The organism is Caballeronia sp. Sq4a (genome assembly GCF_023170545.1).
In the GTDB taxonomy this organism is placed as follows: Bacteria; Pseudomonadota; Gammaproteobacteria; order Burkholderiales; family Burkholderiaceae; genus Caballeronia.
This window is the reverse complement of the sequence record NZ_CP084253.1, coordinates 206,486-223,755: the sequence shown is the minus strand read 5'-3', so window position 1 is coordinate 223,755 and position 17,270 is coordinate 206,486. Positions and strand designations below refer to the sequence as shown.

Annotated in this window: 12 protein-coding genes and 1 pseudogene; 6 read left to right on the top strand and 7 right to left on the bottom strand. The window is 61.9% G+C overall.

The window, feature by feature from the left end:
- The first annotated feature begins 25 nt into the window (after positions 1 to 25).
- A complete protein-coding gene (locus LDZ24_RS25535; RefSeq protein ID WP_248324668.1) occupies positions 26 to 706 on the top strand; it encodes a dihydrofolate reductase family protein in 681 nt (226 codons plus the stop codon).
- Positions 707 to 723: 17 nt separating this feature from the next.
- Here the strand turns inward: LDZ24_RS25535 and LDZ24_RS25530 are convergent, their stop codons facing one another.
- From LDZ24_RS25530 to LDZ24_RS25520, 3 genes are read right to left on the bottom strand one after another with little or no spacing between them, the layout of a single operon-like run.
- Positions 724 to 1,632: a transglutaminase family protein gene (locus LDZ24_RS25530; protein ID WP_248324667.1), complete on the bottom strand. Its 909-nt coding sequence runs from the start codon at positions 1,630 to 1,632 to the stop codon at positions 724 to 726.
- Entirely contained in the window at positions 1,632 to 4,214 is a 2,583-nt protein-coding gene (locus tag LDZ24_RS25525; RefSeq protein WP_248324666.1) for a circularly permuted type 2 ATP-grasp protein, read from the bottom strand. Before LDZ24_RS25525 ends, LDZ24_RS25530 begins: the two co-directional genes overlap by 1 nt.
- A 37-nt stretch (positions 4,215 to 4,251) precedes the next feature.
- The gene (locus LDZ24_RS25520) at positions 4,252 to 7,734 is read right to left on the bottom strand and encodes a DUF2126 domain-containing protein (RefSeq protein ID WP_248324665.1); all 3,483 of its coding nucleotides are present in this window, start codon (positions 7,732 to 7,734) and stop codon (positions 4,252 to 4,254) included.
- Positions 7,735 to 7,859: 125 nt separating this feature from the next.
- Here LDZ24_RS25520 and LDZ24_RS25515 point away from each other — a divergent pair, with 125 nt between their 5' ends.
- Positions 7,860 to 8,921, top strand: coding sequence for a putative zinc-binding metallopeptidase (locus LDZ24_RS25515; RefSeq protein ID WP_248324664.1), 1,062 nt, complete (start codon positions 7,860 to 7,862; stop codon positions 8,919 to 8,921).
- A gap of 9 nt (positions 8,922 to 8,930) precedes the next feature.
- On the opposite strand, the gene LDZ24_RS25510 is transcribed toward LDZ24_RS25515, so the two are convergent.
- Both LDZ24_RS25510 and LDZ24_RS25505 read right to left on the bottom strand, forming a co-directional pair.
- Positions 8,931 to 10,013 (bottom strand): alpha-E domain-containing protein, encoded by a 1,083-nt coding sequence (locus tag LDZ24_RS25510; protein WP_248324663.1) that lies wholly within the window; start codon positions 10,011 to 10,013, stop codon positions 8,931 to 8,933.
- Between the two features lie 43 nt (positions 10,014 to 10,056).
- Positions 10,057 to 11,529: a circularly permuted type 2 ATP-grasp protein gene (locus LDZ24_RS25505; RefSeq protein ID WP_248324662.1), complete on the bottom strand. Its 1,473-nt coding sequence runs from the start codon at positions 11,527 to 11,529 to the stop codon at positions 10,057 to 10,059.
- A 435-nt stretch (positions 11,530 to 11,964) separates the two neighbouring features.
- On the opposite strand from LDZ24_RS25505, the gene LDZ24_RS25500 reads away from it, so the two are divergent.
- The 3 genes and pseudogenes from LDZ24_RS25500 to LDZ24_RS25490 all read left to right on the top strand — a co-directional run bounded on the left by LDZ24_RS25500 (position 11,965) and on the right by LDZ24_RS25490 (position 14,904).
- Positions 11,965 to 12,669, top strand: coding sequence for a YceH family protein (locus LDZ24_RS25500; RefSeq protein WP_248324661.1), 705 nt, complete (start codon positions 11,965 to 11,967; stop codon positions 12,667 to 12,669).
- Positions 12,666 to 13,382, top strand: a pseudogene (mnmD, locus tag LDZ24_RS25495) (tRNA (5-methylaminomethyl-2-thiouridine)(34)-methyltransferase MnmD); the annotation flags it as partial. The gene LDZ24_RS25500 and the pseudogene mnmD, both read left to right, overlap by 4 nt.
- 55 nt (positions 13,383 to 13,437) lie before the next feature.
- Positions 13,438 to 14,904 carry an amidase gene (locus LDZ24_RS25490; RefSeq protein ID WP_248324660.1) on the top strand — a complete coding sequence of 489 codons (1,467 nt, stop codon included), beginning with the start codon at positions 13,438 to 13,440 and terminating at the stop codon, positions 14,902 to 14,904.
- 25 nt (positions 14,905 to 14,929) lie between these two features.
- Here the strand turns inward: LDZ24_RS25490 and LDZ24_RS25485 are convergent, their stop codons facing one another.
- On the bottom strand, positions 14,930 to 15,358 hold the full coding sequence (locus tag LDZ24_RS25485) for a DUF3331 domain-containing protein (RefSeq protein ID WP_248324659.1): 429 nt from the start codon (positions 15,356 to 15,358) through the stop codon (positions 14,930 to 14,932).
- 321 nt (positions 15,359 to 15,679) lie between these two features.
- Here LDZ24_RS25485 and LDZ24_RS25480 point away from each other — a divergent pair, with 321 nt between their 5' ends.
- Positions 15,680 to 15,949, top strand: coding sequence for a DUF1488 family protein (locus LDZ24_RS25480; protein WP_175945490.1), 270 nt, complete (start codon positions 15,680 to 15,682; stop codon positions 15,947 to 15,949).
- 24 nt (positions 15,950 to 15,973) lie between these two features.
- Here LDZ24_RS25480 and LDZ24_RS25475 read toward each other — a convergent pair whose 3' ends face one another.
- Positions 15,974 to 17,266, bottom strand: coding sequence for a cytochrome c (locus LDZ24_RS25475; RefSeq protein WP_248324658.1), 1,293 nt, complete (start codon positions 17,264 to 17,266; stop codon positions 15,974 to 15,976).
- Positions 17,267 to 17,270 lie beyond the last annotated feature (4 nt).

The following is a 17,270-nucleotide window of genomic DNA, read 5'->3' as shown; positions in this document are numbered from 1 at the left end:
AGCGCAACACCGCAAGGGGAAACCGATGTACATCGTCTGCCACATGATGTCTTCAGTGGATGGCCGAAGCCTCACGGACGGCTGGCATCTCGACTTTGCCAGCCCATGCTATGAAGAGACGGCTGCCAGCTTCAACGCCGATGCGTGGGTATGCGGCCGCGTCACGATGCAGGAAATCTCGCACGCGAAGGATCGTGAATATCCACGCGGTCTCGCCAAGAGCCCGTTGCCGCGCACGGATCATTTCGCCAAGCGCGACGCGAGCCAGTACGCCGTGTCGATCGACCCGAAAGGCCGCGTCGGCTGGAAGAGCGATACCGCGCTCGACTCGCATATCGTCGAAGTCGTGGCGGAGAGCGTGGAGGACGACTATCTCGCGCACCTTCAGTCGATCGGCGCGTCGTATCTTTTCGGCGGAAAGGACGACATCGATCTTCACCGCGTCGTAGAAACGCTCGGCCGCGAACTGAAGATCGACAAGCTCATCGTCGAGGGAGGCGGTCACGTATCCGGGGCATTCGTCAACGCGCAACTCGCGGATGAAGTCAGCGTGTTGCTGATGCCGCTCGTCGATGGGCGTGACGCGCATCCTTCATCATTCGAAGTAGCAATGGATAAGTGGCAGAAGCCCGCCTATCTGAAGCTGGAGTCGGTCGAGAAGCGGGATAACGATGTCGTTTGGGTCCGCTACAAGCGCAAGACGTGAGGTTGGGGTTCGCTGTTTTATAGCGCTAGAACGTTCACGGCGACGTCGACATGATGCGATCCGCCACCAAGGATCATGCCGCGCAATAACGACACGTCGCTGTAATCGAGACCAGTTGCAAGCGTCACGTGGTCGAGATCGGCGAGCACGTCGTTGGTCGGATCGAGGTCGATCCATCCGCTTTGCGGGCAATGCACCGACACCCACGCGTGCGAGGCATCGGCGCCGATCAGTCGCGGTTGACCCGGCGGCGGGTCGTTACGCAGATAGCCGCTCACATAACGCGCCGGCAAGCCTAACGTGCGAAGGCAGCCGATCATGACTTGCGCGAAGTCCTGACATACGCCCTGGCGCAGTTCGAAGGCGCGTGTAGCGGGCGTATCGAACGTGGTCGATGAAGGCCGGTACGTGAAGTCGGCATGGATGCGGTGCATGAGGTCGATCGCGCCCGCGATCAGCGCCGTGGCCGGCGCAAAACTCGGCAACGCGTATTCGCGCAACGCCTGGGTCAACTGAATGTTGGGCGACGCATAACAGTACTCCGATTCGCGGACAAACGGCGAACCCGCCGTGTAGCGCAGCCGTCGTGCGACCTCTTCCCACGGCGGCGTCGCCCGAGGGTCCAGCTTCGTCCAGCGTGGGCTGAGACGCACCGTCGTTTCACTGGTCATCGAGAGACGCTCATGCGGCGCATCCAGCGAGAAATAAAGCAGGTCGTTGCCGAATGCATCGACGCGGCTATGTACATACGATGGAGCCGGTTCGATGCGCTCGGAGTGAGCGATGACCTGCTGCCACGGCGTATGCAGCGGACGGATGGTCGCGAGGTGCTGAGCGATTTCGACGGGCGTGGAGTACCGATATGTCGTGCGATGCGTGACTGCGAGCGTCGTCGATCTGGACGCTTTGTCGATCGTCGCATTCATTAGGACACCTGCGCAGCAATGGGATTGGCATGACTGAAGTAGTGCGCGCTGACTTCGTTCGATGCCGCGCTCACCGATGCAAGCAGCCGATCGCAAAGCTGGACGAGCGTGCCGAACTGCCCGCCTTCGTCGGCTTTGCACAAGGCATCGAGGGGCGGCAAGCTATCGAGGTCGAGTGAAATACCGATGAAATGCGCGCGCCGCGCTGCGCCGGCGGTCTTCACCATCTCATCGAGCTTCGCGCGTAAGCGGACCAGCACGCCATAGAGTCCGCGCGGATTAGTCGGGTCCACGACGATCAGGTCGATCAACGCGGCCGCTTCGAGCCGGCCGGGATAAAGCGAGCGATACGTGAGCGTGGTATCGAAAAGGTGCAACAGCAAGTCGAAGCCGGCCGGATGCGTCAACGTGCCTTGCGCCGCGAAGATTCGCAGAAACGTAGCCATCGTCGACACGCGCTCGATCATCCTGCCAATGAAAATCATGCGCCACGCTTCATCGCGTGTCATGCGATCACCTTGCGCGCCGCTGATCGCGAGCAGTTGAGTCGCAAGATGTTCGAGCGCGCCGCTCAACATCACGCGGTCATAATCTCTCGGCACGTCGGGCGTGATGAGGCCGAGGCGCGCGAGCGCATCGCGGAAGTCGTTGCGCGCCGCGAGAATCGTGCGCCAGTGATCGGTGGAAAGCCGGTCGCGAATCTCGCCGCATGCATGCGCCTGATTCGCGAGATTGCCGCCGATGCTCGTTGCCGATGCCGTCTCCGCCAGTCCCGCGACGAGCACGCGCTCGAATGCGTGTGGCGAACTTCGCGCAAGCGTATCGATGGACGGAATGAGGCCGCATTGCGCGGCCAGTTCGACGAGCGTGGAGAACATCTCGTCGGCATCATTGGCTTCGAGCGTGCCGAGCAACAGGCGGCAGAGACGCACGTTGTTCTCGGCGCGCTCGCCATAGCGTCCGGCCCAGAACAGATTTTCCGCCGCGCGACTCGATACCACGCGATGCTTGCGCAAATCACCGGGCTGCATCGGCGATGGACGCAGTGGCACAGCGGGACCGGGATGAGTAGCCAGCACCCATGTATCCACGCTGCTGCCGCCGAACTGCATCGACACCGTGGCGCGCTTGTCCGCTGCAAGGCGTGTGAAGCCGCCGGGCATCACGCTCCAGCTTCCGTCCGGACGCGCGATGGCATAGGCACGCAAGACACATGAGCGAGAGCCGAGCGCGCCATCGTGAAAACGCGGGGCGCTAGAAAACGGCAGGTCTTCGTGTACGGTGAACATGTCGGGCGCGCGCTCGATGCGCTCACGCCAGTCCGCAAGCACCTGCGATCCCGCTTCGATGCCGGGCGCGCCATCCTCAAACGTGCCGGGCCAGGTGGGAACCACGAAAGCGCGATCGAGCTTCTCGAAAGCTTCGCGTCGCGCTGAGTCTTCGCCGCACCACCACGTCGGCACGGTCGGGAGATGCAAGTCCTCATTCAGCATCGCACGCGCGATGCCGGGCAAGAACGCATGAAGCGCAGGCGATTCCGTGAAGCCCGCGCCGGGCACATTGGAGACCGCCACGTTGCCCGCGCGCATGACCTGCAACAGTCCGGGAACGCCGATGGTCGAATCCGCGCGTAACTCGACCGGATCGCAGAACGCATCGTCCAGACGACGCAACACGGCATGCACGCGCGAGAGGCCGGCTAGCGTCTTCAGATAGAGCTTGTCGTGACGTACTGTCAGATCCTTGCCTTCCACGAGCGTCACGCCCAGATAACGCGCAAGAAAGATATGCTCGAAGTAAGTTTCGCTAAAGGGCCCCGGACTCAACAGCGCAATATGAGGCGCGTCGCCACCGCCACTTTCATCATTGCGCATGATGCCTCGGGCCGCCTGCGCAAGCGTCGCGACGAGTTGCGAATACGTCGATGCAAGCCCGTTGATGCGCAGCGTCCGGAACGCATCGTTAAAGAGACTCGCCACGATCATGCGGTTTTCGAGCGCGTAGCCCAAGCCCGACGGCGCCTCCGTGCGATGCGCGATGACGGTCCATTCGCCCGACGGCGCACGCGCGAGATCCACCGCGACGATCTGCAGATAGCCTCCGTTCGCGGGCACGAAGCCTTTCACCGAACGCAGATAACCTGGATGCCCGAACACGAGCGCAGCAGGCAACAGCCCTCGTTGCAGAAGCGTTTGCGCGCCGTAGACATCCGCGACGATTGCCTCCATCAAGCGGGCGCGTTGCGCGACGCCGCGTTCGATGACGGCCCATTCGCGCTCGTCGATCAATAGCGGCAAGAGATCGAGCGACCATGCGCGCGGCTCGCCGTTATCGGCATAGACGTTGTACGTGATGTCGTTATCGCGTACCTGTCGCGCGACGGCGGCCACGCCGTCGTCGAGACGCGCAATGCCCTGCTCGCCGAGCAATTCGAAGAACCGCCGCCACGGCTCGCGCAAGTGCCCTGAAGCATCGCGCAACTCGTCCCAATGCCCTTCGCGCACAGGCAACGCGCGCAAGAGCGCTAAAGCGTCGGTACGCGCGGCCGTGGTATCGAAAGGCAATGTCGATTGGAACGCCAAGATGGCCTCACTTGTCATGCTTGCGCTTCAACGGCTTTCATGAGCGGCGCAAGTCGAGCGTGAACGGAAACTCGAGGCTGGGCTCGCGCGTTTCGACATGCATCGCGCCCGGCGTATGACCGCTCGCGAAAAAGCGCGCACGCCGGCGACTCTCCGCTTCATAGGCGTTCACGGGGAACGTCTGATAGTTGCGGCCACCCGGATGCGCGACGTGATACTGACAGCCGCCGATCGCGCGACCGGTCCATGTATCCACGATATCGAAAGTCAGCGGCGCATGCACCCCGATAGTCGGATGCAAAGACGTGGCATGCGACCACGCGCGAAACCGCACGCCCGCGACGTACTCGCTGACGCGCCCGGTCGGCTGCAACGGCAAGGGCTCGCCGTTGACAGTCACGACATGTCGACTGCCGTTGAGACCCAGCACGCGTACTTCGAGCCTTTCGACCGACGAATCGACATAGCGCACGGTGCCGCCGATCATGCCCTCCTCGCCCATCACGTGCCACGGTTCCAGCGCGTGGCGAATCGTCATCGCGATGCCGGCTGTCTCGTACGCACCGACGACCGGGAAACGGAATTCAAAATGCGGAGCGAACCAACGCTTGTCGAAGGCGAAGCCCGCGTCGCGCAGTTCGGCGATCACGTCGTCGAAGTCCATCTGCACGAAAGTGCCGAGCATGAAGCGATCATGCAACTCCGTGCCCCAGCGCGTGAGCCGCGCCGTATAGGGCTTCTCCCAGAAGCGGGCGACGAGCGCGCGCAGCAGCAATTGCTGCACGAGACTCATGCGCGCATGCGGTGGCATTTCGAATCCACGCAGTTCGAGCAAACCGAGGCGGCCGGTCGGACCGTCGGGTGAATACAATTTGTCGATGCAGAATTCCGCCCGATGCGTATTGCCGGTCACGTCGATCAGGATGTTGCGCAGAATGCGGTCGATAAGCCAGGGCGGCACTTTGGCGCTGCCGCGTCCGCCAAGCAGGTCGACTTGCCGCTGCAATTCGGCGAACGCGATCTCGAGCTCGTACACCTGATCGTTGCGCGCTTCGTCGATGCGCGGCGCCTGGCTCGTCGGTCCGATGAACAGCCCCGAGAACAGCATCGATAGCGACGGATGGTTGTGCCAGTACGCGATCAGGCTCGCCAGCAAGTCGGGGCGTCGCAGAAACGGGCTATCGGGCGGCGTCGCTCCGCCGAGCACGAAGTGGTTGCCGCCGCCGGTGCCGGTATGCCGGCCATCGAGCATGAACTTCTCCGGCGTCAGATACGACTCGTGCGCGGCGTTGTAGAGGTATTCGGTGTGCTCGACGAGTTCCGCCCAGTTAGACGCCGGATGAATGTTCACTTCGATCACGCCAGGGTCGGGCGTCACCTGAAGCACCTTGAGGCGCGGGTCGCGCGGCGGCGGATAGCCCTCGATGATGACCGGAATGCCGAGATCGGCGGCGGTCGCTTCCACGGCCGCGAGCATGTCGAGATAGTCGTCGAGCGCAACGAGCGGCGGCATGAACACGTGCATCAACTTGTTGCCTTGGCCAGACTTTGCGAGCGTTGCCGCTTCCACTTTCGGACCGGCCGCGCGCGCCGGGTCGCGTGCTTCGACGCAGATCGCGGTACGCGCGATCCAGCCGGCAGACTCGCCGCGCTCGGGCATTCGGCTCTTCTTGTCTGCAATGGCGGCAGTGGCGGCAGTGGCCGCTTGCGTTGCTTCGCCGGTCGAGTCCTCAGTCGCGTCGCTCGGAATTTTGCGTGCTGCATGCTGCATGCCGAATGCATCATTACGGTCTGCGTACTGCATGCGAAGTTCGGCTGCGCGACGCAGCGGCACGGAAGGCGCGAAAGGATCGTGCTCGTGCTGCCACGGATAGTCCGCTTCCGCGACCCACGGCAGCGAGTCCAGCGGCAAGCGATAGCCCATCGGCGAATCGCCCGGAACGAGGTACATCCGCTCATCGCGGAAGAACCACGGGCCGGTCGTCCAGCGGCCCGGCCGGCCCGCCGCGCTTTCCTCCCGCGCGATCGGCAACGCGTAACCGGTGACCGAGGGCAACCCCGCGTCGAATACCCGGCGCAAGCGCACTCGTTCGAGCTCGTCGTCGAGGCGGGAATCGAAAGGGTCGACATTGACAGGCAGACGGCGTTCGCGCCACAGGTAGTACCACGTGTCCTCGTAGCCCGGCTGAATGTATTCTGCATTCAAAGATAGTTTGCCCGCGAGGTGACGAATGAAGCGGGCGGCATCGTCCGCGGTGTAACTCGCGGGCTGCCGCTCGTCGGCGAAGAGCGCGGGATTGTGCCAGCAAGGCTCGCCGTCCGCGCGCCAAAAGAGCGACAACGCCCAGCGCGGCAACTGCTCGCCCGGATACCACTTGCCCTGCCCGATATGCAGGAAACCGCCCGCGCCGTATTGCGCGCGCAGCTTGTCCATCAGCGCGACCGCGTAAGCACGCTTCGTGGGCCCAAGCGCGTCCGTGTTCCACTCCGGTGCATCGCGGTCGCGCACGCACACGTAGGTCGGCTCGCCGCCCATGGTCAGACGCACGTCCGATGCGTCGAGCTGCGCATCGACCTGTTCGCCCATGCGCAGCACGGCCTGCCAGTCCTCCTCGCTATAAGGCTTCGTCACCCGCGGCGTTTCACGCACGCGCTCAATCGACATGGAATGCCCGAACTCGACTTCGCATTCATCCACTGCGCCGGAGACAGGCGCCGCGCTATCCGGCTCGGGCGTGCACGCGACCGGTATGTGGCCTTCGCCCGCGAGCAAGCCGGAGGTCGGGTCGAATCCGATCCAACCTGCGCCCGGCAAGAAGACCTCGCACCACGCGTGAAGATCAGTGAAATCGACGTCGGTGCCACTGGGACCTTCGAGCGACTTTACGTCCGGTGCGAGTTGCAGCAGGTAGCCCGACACGAAGCGTGCTGCGAGCCCGAGATGTCGCAACGTCTCGACAAGCAGCCAGCCCGAATCGCGGCAAGACCCCGCCCCGCTTACAAGCGTTTCTTCCGGCGTTTGCACGCCGGGCTCCATGCGAATCAGATAACGAATCTCACGCGAGAGGCGCTGATTCAATCCCACCAGAAAGTCCACCGTCGGTTGCGCCGAACGGTCGATGCTCTCGACGAATGCGGCGAATCGCGGCGTCAGTTCGCGCTTGATCATGTACGGCGCGAGGTCGTGCAGCAACTCGGGCGCGTAGCTGAAGGGAAACGATTCCGCAGACGGTTCGAGAAAAAAGTCGAACGGATTGTAAACGGCCATCTCGGCCACCAGATCGACCGTTACCTTGCATTCACGCGTTTTCTCGGGGAAAACGAGCCGCGCCTGGTAATTGGCGAATGCGTCCTGCTGCCAGTTGATGAAGTGATCCACCGGTTCGACGCGCATCGAGTAAGAGAGAATCGGGGTGCGGCAATGCGGAGCGGGCCGCAAGCGAACGACTTGCGGCGAGAGACCGACGAGCCGGTCATAGCGATAATGCGTAACATGGTTCAACGCGACACGTATGGACACACCGACTCCTTTTTCGATTTACAGCTAACGACTGAACCCTGAACCTTTGCAAGAGGCACGTTGTTTGCAGCATGGCGCTGACTTCCGGGCAGCACCCGGACCCATCCCTCCTTCCGGCTCACACAATGAAGACCTTTCACTGCAACCGCTGCGATCAGCTTGTGTTCTTCGAGAACACGCACTGCGAAAACTGCGGCGCGAAGCTTGGCTATGTCCCCGAACTGAGTCAGATCAGTGCATTCGACGAGACGGAGGACGGCGCGTGGAAGAGCCTTCATCCGCTCGCCAAAGATCAGCTCTATCGCCCTTGCCATAACTATGCGGTCGAGAATGTCTGCAACTGGATGGTCCCTGCGGATTCCGAGGAGCCGCTCTGTTCGTCGTGCCAGCTGACGAGCACCATCCCCAATCTGGAGACGCCCGGCAATCGCCTTTACTGGTATCGGCTGGAGACAGCCAAACGCCGCCTGCTCTTTACACTCTCGGATCTCGGTCTGACCGTGCAGTCGCGTCAGCAAGACCCTGAACACGGCCTCGAATTCCAGTTCCTCGAAGGAGACGAGGAAGGACGCGGCGTCATGACAGGACACAACAACGGCATCATCACGCTCAACATCGCCGAAGCCGATGACGCGCATCGCGAGAAAGTGCGCTCCGCGATGCACGAGCCGTACCGCACGTTGCTCGGCCATTTCCGCCATGAAACAGGGCACTATTTCTTCGATCGCCTCATCGCGGACACGCCGCGCGTCGCGCCGTTCAGAACCGCATTCGGCGATGAACAGCAGGACTATGCGGCCGCGCTGGATCGCCATTACAAGGAAGGCCCGCCCGCGAACTGGGCAGAGAACTACATTAGCGCGTATGCAACGATGCATCCGTGGGAGGACTGGGCCGAGACGTGGGCGCACTACCTGCATATCGTCGATACGATGGATACGGCCGTATCGTGCGGTCTCGTTCTCGTGCCCGACAGTCCGCATGAACCGACGCTCACGGACACCACGCCCATCGAGGAAAGCACGTTCGATGACCTGATGAAGCGCTGGTTTCCGCTCACGTATGCGCTGAACAGCCTGAACCGGAGTCTCGGCATGCCGGATGGCTATCCGTTCACGCTCGCCCCGCCCGTTATCGACAAGCTGCGTTTTGTTCATCGTGTCGTCGCCGCAGCGGCCAAGCGTTAAGCGCACGGTTCAGCTCGACGAACTCTGTGACTGCACCGGCGATTCCGCTTGCGACTGAGCTTGCGATCCGCCGTTCGTCTGCGTCTGCGTCTGTGTCTGGGTCTGTGTTTGGCTTTGACTTTGGCTCTGACTTTCCGAAGGCAACTCAGCCGCGATAGGCAATAGAAACTCGCGGCTGATGCTGCTCGCGAGCTCATTCACGCGTGCCAGAAAACTCACGAGATACGCGTGCAAGCCCCCTTCCAAGATCTCGCCGATATTGCCGTTTCTCAGTTCCGCACTGAGTTGCGCCGCAAGCCGCACGGCTTCGGCATCGCGTCCCTTCGTCACGTGAATGATGAGTTGCTCGACTTCCGCGAGACTCGCCGCAAGCGAGCGCGGCCAGTCGCGATAGAGAATGAGCAGATCGGCAACGCGCTCCGGCGTGATGACATCTCGATAGACCTTGCGATACACCTCGAAACCGGAGACAGAGCCGAGCACCGCTGTCCAATGGTGATAGTCGAACGGCTGCACGGAGGTGTCCGCGCGCTGCTCCATCATCTCGAACTTGACGTCGAGAATGCGCGCCGTGTTATCCGCGCGCTCGACGAAAGTGCCTAAACGCATGAAGTAGAACGCGTCGTCCTTGACGAGCGTGCCGAGCTGAACGCCGCGCGACAAGTGCGAGCGAAACTTGACCCACTCGAAGAACGTATAGGGCTCGCGCTCCAAGATGCCGTCATGCAGCATGCGCTGACAGTCGAGCCATGTCGTATTGAGCGTCTCCCATAGCTCGCTGTTGGTGGAGCTGCGCACGGCCCGCGCGTTTTCGCGCGCCGCGCGCAGGCAACTGACAATGGACGACGGGTTCGAGATATCGCGCGCCATGAAGTCGATCACGTCGCGGCTTTTCATGCTGCGATGCGCGGCGGAATAGATGCCGCTCAATTCGGAGATCGAGAGCATCGCCCGCCAGCCGAGTTCCGCATATTCGTCGGATTGAGGCAAGAGCGACAGTTGATAATTCGCGTCGAGCATCCGCGCGGTGTTTTCGGCACGCTCGGTATAGCGCGCCATCCAGAAGAGATGATCCGCGGTACGGCTCAGCATGGGTAGTCTCGCGTATGTATTGTGATGGTCTCGAGTGCGTGTATTAGCGTTCCAGTACCCACGTATCCTTGGTTCCGCCGCCTTGCGACGAATTCACGACGAGTGACCCTTCGCGCAGCGCAACGCGCGTCAGTCCTCCCGGTACCATGCGCACGTCCGTGCCCGAAAGCACGAACGGACGCAAGTCGATATGACGCGGCGCGATGCCCGCTTCCACGTAAGTTGGACAGGTGGACAACGCGAGTGTCGGCTGCGCGATGTACTTCTCGGGATTCGCTTCGAGCACCGCGCGAAACTCGGCGATTTGCGCGGTCGTGGACGACGGCCCGACCAGCATGCCGTAGCCGCCCGCGCCGTGCGTTTCCTTGACGACCAGTTCCGGCAGATGATCCAGCACATACTTCAGATCATCGGGCTTGCGGCACATCCATGTCGGCACGTTGTTCAGTATCGGCTCCTGACCAAGATAGAAGCGCACCATGTCCGGCACATACGGATAAATGGATTTATCGTCGGCGATACCCGTGCCCACCGCATTGCACAATGAAACGTGTCCCGCGCGATAAGCCGATATCAGCCCCGCTACGCCCAATGCCGAATCGGGGCGAAAGACGAGCGGGTCGAGAAAGTCATCGTCGACGCGCCTGTAAATGACGTCCACTCGCTGCGGCCCTTGCGTCGTGCGCATATAGACATAGCCGCCGTCGACGAAAAGGTCTTGCCCTTCCACCAGTTCCACGCCCATCTGCTGCGCAAGGAAAGCGTGCTCGAAGTACGCGGAGTTGTACATGCCGGGCGTCATCACGACGATGGTCGGATTGTCCGCGCCGGCGGGCGCAGCCGCGCGCAACGTATCGAGCAGCAAGTCCGGATAATGCGCGATCGGCGCGACGCGGTTACGCGCGAAGAGATCGGGAAAGAGCCGCATCATCATCTTGCGGTTTTCCAGCATGTACGACACGCCGGACGGCACGCGCAAGTTGTCCTCGAGGACATAGAACTCGCCCTGACCGGCACGCACAATGTCGATGCCGGCAATGTGCGCGTAGATATTGCGCGTCACATCGACGCCGCGCATCTGCGGCCGATACTGCGCATTGCCCACGATCTGCGCTTCGGGAATGATGCCCGCGCGAATGATGTCCTGATCGTGATAGATGTCGTGGATGAAGCGGTTGAGCGCGTTCACGCGTTGCCTGAGACCGCGCTCCAGCGCCTTCCATTCATCCGCCGGAAAAATACGCGGAATGACGTCGAACGGAATCGTGCGTTCGGGAATAATGCCCGGTACGTCGCTCTTGCCGTAGACCGCGAACGTAATACCGACGCGCCGAAAATTCAGGTCCGCTTCCGCGCGCTTGAGATCGATCTGTCTTTCGCTTTGCGCGCTCAACCACTCCATGAATTCGCGGTAGTGCATGCGGGGCTCGCCCGCGGCAGGAAATGCCGACGCCGGTACTCCGCGCGCTTCGAGCTCGCTGCGCTCGAACATCTCGTTGAAGAATGCTTGCGTCATGGCGCGTCTTTCCTATCAAGTGCGTGCCGGGAATGGATCCCTTGTGGTTGGTGTTCTGGTTGCACTCGCGATATTGAAGAGCCTGACGACCCGGCGCACCGAATGACCGTGCGATGCATCCGGCTTGCTTGTTTCATAGGCGACCTCGAAGCGCGATGCCTTCGGTCCATGCATGCAGTCCTTGCATCCATTGCGCGGGCGGCCCAGTGCCGAGAATGGAACGAGCAACTTCGATGCCAATGCACGGAAAACCGCTAATTCGTTGAACGCATAGGAGTCGCATCTCGCATCAACGCACCGCTGCACCAAAAGAGCGCGGCACTGCCGCCTCATGCACACTGCCACAAACAGCGCCGTGCCGCACGACGGTGCGTAACATCGGCACGCGTCGGGCGCCGGTATCATAGGGAACCTGGCGAATCATTCTGACCGTTCATGAACACACCTTCTCAAAGCGCCCCTCGTTCCGCGTTGCGCGAACTGACTCCACTCGAAGCGCGGGTGCTCGGCGTGCTCGTCGAAAAGCAGCAGACGGTGCCCGACACCTACCCGCTGTCGCTGAATTCACTCACTGCGGGTTGCAATCAGAAGACTGCGCGTTCGCCCGTGATGAGCGTCACCGAAGACGAAGTGCTGACGACCATCGACGGACTCAAGCGCCTTTCGCTCGTCATCGAGGGAAGCAGCAGCCGCGTGCCGCGTTTCGAGCACAACATCAATCGCGTAATGGGCATTCCCAGCCAGTCCGTCGCGCTGCTGGCGACGCTCTTCTTGCGTGGACCGCAGACAGCGGCCGAACTGCGCGCGAACAGCGCCCGCTTGCATAGCTTCGCCGATATATCGTCAGTCGAAAGCTTCCTCGAAGAGCTTGCCGAAAGCGACCCGCCTCGCGTGGTCAAACTTCCGCGTACGCCGGGCGAGCGCGAGAGCCGCTGGATGCACTTGCTATGCGGAGAAGTGAGTGTGAGCGATGCGCCTTCTCCGGACGCGTCAGCGGGCGCGTCGCATTCGTTGTCGGAATTCGAGGCGCTGAAGGCGGACCACAAGCGGCTTGCTCAAGAGGTAACGCAATTGCGCGCGATGGTTGAGCATATGGCGAGTGAGTTGGGCATTGCATTGGACAAGCCATCGCAGACATGACCACGCCGATCTTGCCCGCGTCGCTCGCCTTTCGCGCCGACGGCACGCCGTTTTGCCCGAGGCACGACGACATCTATCACAGTGCGTCGGGCGCGCTTGCGCAAGCACGCTATGTGTTTCTGCAAGGCAATGGCCTGCCTGAACGCTGGCGCGGGCAAGCCTCTTTCAACGTCATCGAGACCGGCTTCGGCATGGGAGTCAATTTTCTCGCGACGTGGTCTATGTGGCGCACACATCCACATCGCCCGGAAAGACTCGAATTCGTGTCGATCGAAAAGCATCCGTTTAGCGCAGACGATTTGAGGCGCGCGCATGCGGCCATCATCGACGATGCGTCCATCAGCCCGCTCGCGGATGAATTGGCTTGCGCGTGGCCACCGCTCAGTCCGGGCGTGCATCGGCTGATGTTTGCATCCGGCGCGTTGACATTGACGCTGATCTTCTCCGATATCGCCGATGCGTGGCCTTTGACGCTGGCACTCGGCTTCACCGCGGATGCCATCTTTCTCGACGGCTTCGCGCCGAAAAAGAATCCGGACATGTGGACGCCCGACACCTTCGCCATGCTCGCGCGCCTCGCGAAGCCCGATGCAACCTTTGCGACTTACACGAGCGCTGGACTCGTGAAGCGGGCGCTGCTCGAACATGGTTTCGTGTATCGCAAGACGCCGGGCTTCGCAGGCAAGCGCGCCATGCTCACCGGCCAGCGCGCGACATGATAAGCACGCGCTGATGTCCGCTAATGCTTCAGCTAAAAGGAAAGACGCGATGCCCACAACGCACTCTGATTCGCATGCGCAAAACGATATCGTGTCGCTCGATGCCCGCGCGCTATCCCGAGCCATTCAAGCCCGCGACGTCTCATGCGTGGAAGTAATGCAAGCGTATCTCGCGCAAGTGGACCGCCTGAATCCGCGAGTCAATGCAATCGTCGCCATGCAAGATCGCGATGCGCTTCTCGCTCTCGCGCAGGCGCGCGACGCGCAGTTATCGCGCGGTGAAAGTCTCGGCGCGTTGCACGGATTTCCTCAAGCACCTAAGGACATCCTGCCTGTCGCAGACATGGTGACGACCAAGGGATCGCCCATTTTCGCAGGCGAAGTCAGTCAGGCGGACGCCATCGTCTTCGAGCGTATGCGGCGCGCCGGCGCGATCTTCATCGGGCGAACCAACTCGCCTGAGTTCGGCCTCGGCGGTCATACCTATAACCCTGTGTATGGCACCACGCGCAATGCGTTCGATACATCGCGTTCGGCGGGCGGAAGCAGCGGCGGCGCGGCCGTTGCCGTCGCACTTCACATGCTGCCCTTCGCCGATGGCACCGACATGATGGGTTCGCTGCGTACGCCCGCCGCATTCAACAACGTATTCGGGTTCCGCAGTTCGCCCGGATGCGTGCCTTACGGTCCCAGCGACGATGTCTTCTTCCAGCAATTCAGCGTCGTAGGCCCTATTGCGCGCACAGTGGAAGACTTGGGCTTACTGCTATCCGTTCAGGCAGGCTTCGACGCACGCGCGCCGCTCTCTCGTCGGAGCGACGCGCCTTCCGCTTTCTCGTCCGCGCTCGAACGCGACATGCGCGGCACGCGCATCGGGTGGCTCGCAGACCTCGACGGTCATTTGCCGATGGAACCCGGCGTGCTCGAAACCTGCGCGTCCGCGTTGCGCCATTTCGAAGCGGCAGGCTGCTCAGTAGAAGCCGCGCGCGTGGACTTCGATATAGAACGCTTATGGCACGCGTGGCTCGACTTGCGCAGCTTTGCGTTCGCCGGTGTGAACGCGCCGCTTTATCGCGACGAAACCCGCCGCGCGATGCTCAAACCCGAAGCCGTGTGGGAAATCGAGCGGGGGCTACGGCTTTCGGGAGAACAGGTGTATGACGCCGTGCGAGAACGCTCGGCGTGGTATCGAGCGATCAACGCCCTCTTCGCACGCTTCGACTTTCTGGTGATGCCCGCCGCGCAGGTCTTTCCCTTCGATGCGCAGATGCACTGGCCGTCTTCGATCGGCGACCGAAAGATGGACACGTATCACCGCTGGATGGAAGCGGTCGTGCCGGCAACGATGGCTTCGTTACCAGCGCTATGCGCGCCGGCCGACTTCGGTCCCAACGGCCTGCCGATGGGCCTCCAGATTATCGGCGCGGCGCAGACGGACCTTGCCGTGCTGCAGATGGGACTTGCGTATGACCGTGCCAGCGGCTACTCGAAAACGCACAGCCCTTTGCTCGGTTAAGTCGAGTGACAGGGTGAGCCCGACGTCATTCCGTCGACTCGTGAACGGCGGGCGCGAGCGCGAGCGCAAGAATCATCGCGCCGCTATTCAACGGCACCGAACTGCCGACGCGCCGCGGTCGATAGACGGGTTGCCCGCGGCGAATGGCCTGCCCGCTCAGCGCGCAGACGCCGCCCTTGCGCGCAGTGCAGAGCGCCCAGACCTGCTCTGAATAGTTGAACGATGTCGGGTCGTGCCATGAAAGCGCGAGCGTCGATTCGCTCAGGCGCTCGAGTAATCGAATGTTCGCCGCAGGCACGTGACCGTTCGGGGCGTCCACATTGCCGCGCCCGCGGCTCTCGACAGAGCGCGATACCGGCGATGTCGCTTGCGCGGAATGAGTGCAGCGGCCCGAACGATTGTCGAGCATGGCGAGTGTACGGCTCCAGGGATCCAATAGCGAGGGATGCTTCATGCTCCGCTCCGGCTTGTCGCAATGCGCGCCTGTCTCGCATCACGTGTTGACGTTGTAGATAAACACTGCAAGCGCGATGGATCGACTCCGCGCCCGCTCATACGACGACGGTTCTAAGGGTAGTACAACTGAGAAAGCGCTGTTTCACTTTCTTGCCCGGCTTTTGTCGAGCCGGCATGCGCCATCATCGCGCGAACGAACGTTCGAAAAGTGCGCTAGCCGCGTATGGCGGCTGGCGTACGTTGCAACGGAACGAGGATGCGCACACTTCCCGATTTCTGACAGAATAAACGCAGCGAACCGCAAACCTTCTGTCGAATCATGACAAGCAAGCTCTGCATCAATGCGACTATTTCGGCGGACCGTGCCACGGTCAGCTTCGTCGCGTTTTCCCGTGAGCGGGAAATTCACTGCAACATCACGCGCAAGGCGTTAGAGCAATGTTTCTGGGCGCCCGTCGGCGCGAGCGACGAGCGCCTTCTGAAAGCGCTGAACGACGGTTACGAACGCATCAGCGCGCGCGTGCATCGGAAGTTTTTGGCGCATCCGTCCAATTCCATTCACCTGGACGTGATCGATTTTTCTTCCTGACGCCGCGCGCCACAAATTACGCGGCTAGCGCGCTGCCTGCGTTGCCTTGCGCATCTTCGCCACGTCCTCGGGCTGCACAGCCGGCATGTTGTTATTCCATGCGCCGCGAATAAAAGTCACCACATCCGCTATCTGCTGATCATTCAGAACGGGCGCGTAGCGAGGCATCGGATACGGCGCCGGCACCCCTTGAATGACGAGATTCTCCGTGCCGTTCAGCGTCACGTTGATGAGTGAAGAAGGATCCTTCTCCAGCAAGTTCGGATTGCCCGCGAGCGGCGAGAGCATCGGCGCGAAACCCCGCCCGTCGATGCCGTGGCAATGCATGCAGAAGGCCGCATACACTCGCGCGCCGGAATCCGATGCCGGACGCGTCAACGACACTTTCGTCGCCTTCGAATCGTATGAATAAGGCGCGTTGCCGTTGCCGCCCGCGGCCGGCAATGACTTCAGATAGTGCGCCATCGCGGTCACGTCCTGATCGGTGAGCATCTGCGTGCTGTTGTTCACGACGCTCGTCATGGAACCGAATGCAGTCGCGTGCGCGTTTGCGCCCGTCTTCAGAAACGCGACGAGGTCCTGCTCCGACCAGCGCCCGAGCCCGGTGTTGTGCTCTCCGGTCAGATTAGAACCGAACCAGTTGTCGAGCACGCCGCCCGTCAGATAAGCCGTGCTGCTCTCGTCGAGCCCCTTCTCCTGAAACGCAATGCCGCGCGGCGTGTGGCACGCGCCGCAGTGCCCGAGACCTTGCGTCAGATACGCGCCGCGGTTCCATGCCACGTCCTTGCCGGCCTTGTCCTTATAGACGCCTTTGTCGAGAAAGACCGCGTTCCAGAGCTTGAGCGGCCAGCGCATGTTGAGCGGCCATTTGATATCCGCTGCGCGGTTCGCCTGCTTGACCGGCGTGACGCCATGCATGAAGTAAGCGTAGAGCGCATGCATGTCCTCGTCGTTGATCTTCGCGTACGAGGGATAAGGCATGGCCGGATAGAGATTGTGGCCATCCTTCGCGACGCCTTCGCGCAGCGCGCGCGCGAAGTCTTCCTCGGTATAGCGGCCGATGCCCGTATCCGGGTCCGGCGTGATGTTCGTCGTGTAGATGGCGCCGAGCGGTGTCGTCATGGGCAAGCCGCCTGCCATGGGCTTGCCGCGTGGCGCGGAGTGACAGGCGATGCAATCGCCGGCCTTGGCGAGGTAAGCGCCGCGAGCGACGAGCGCGTCGCTCGACGCATCCGCGCGCGCCGTCAAAGGCGCTGCCGCAAGCGCGACGTTCGCCGCGAGAAACGCGGCCGTGAAAGGCCTGAGGGCAAATTTCATGGCG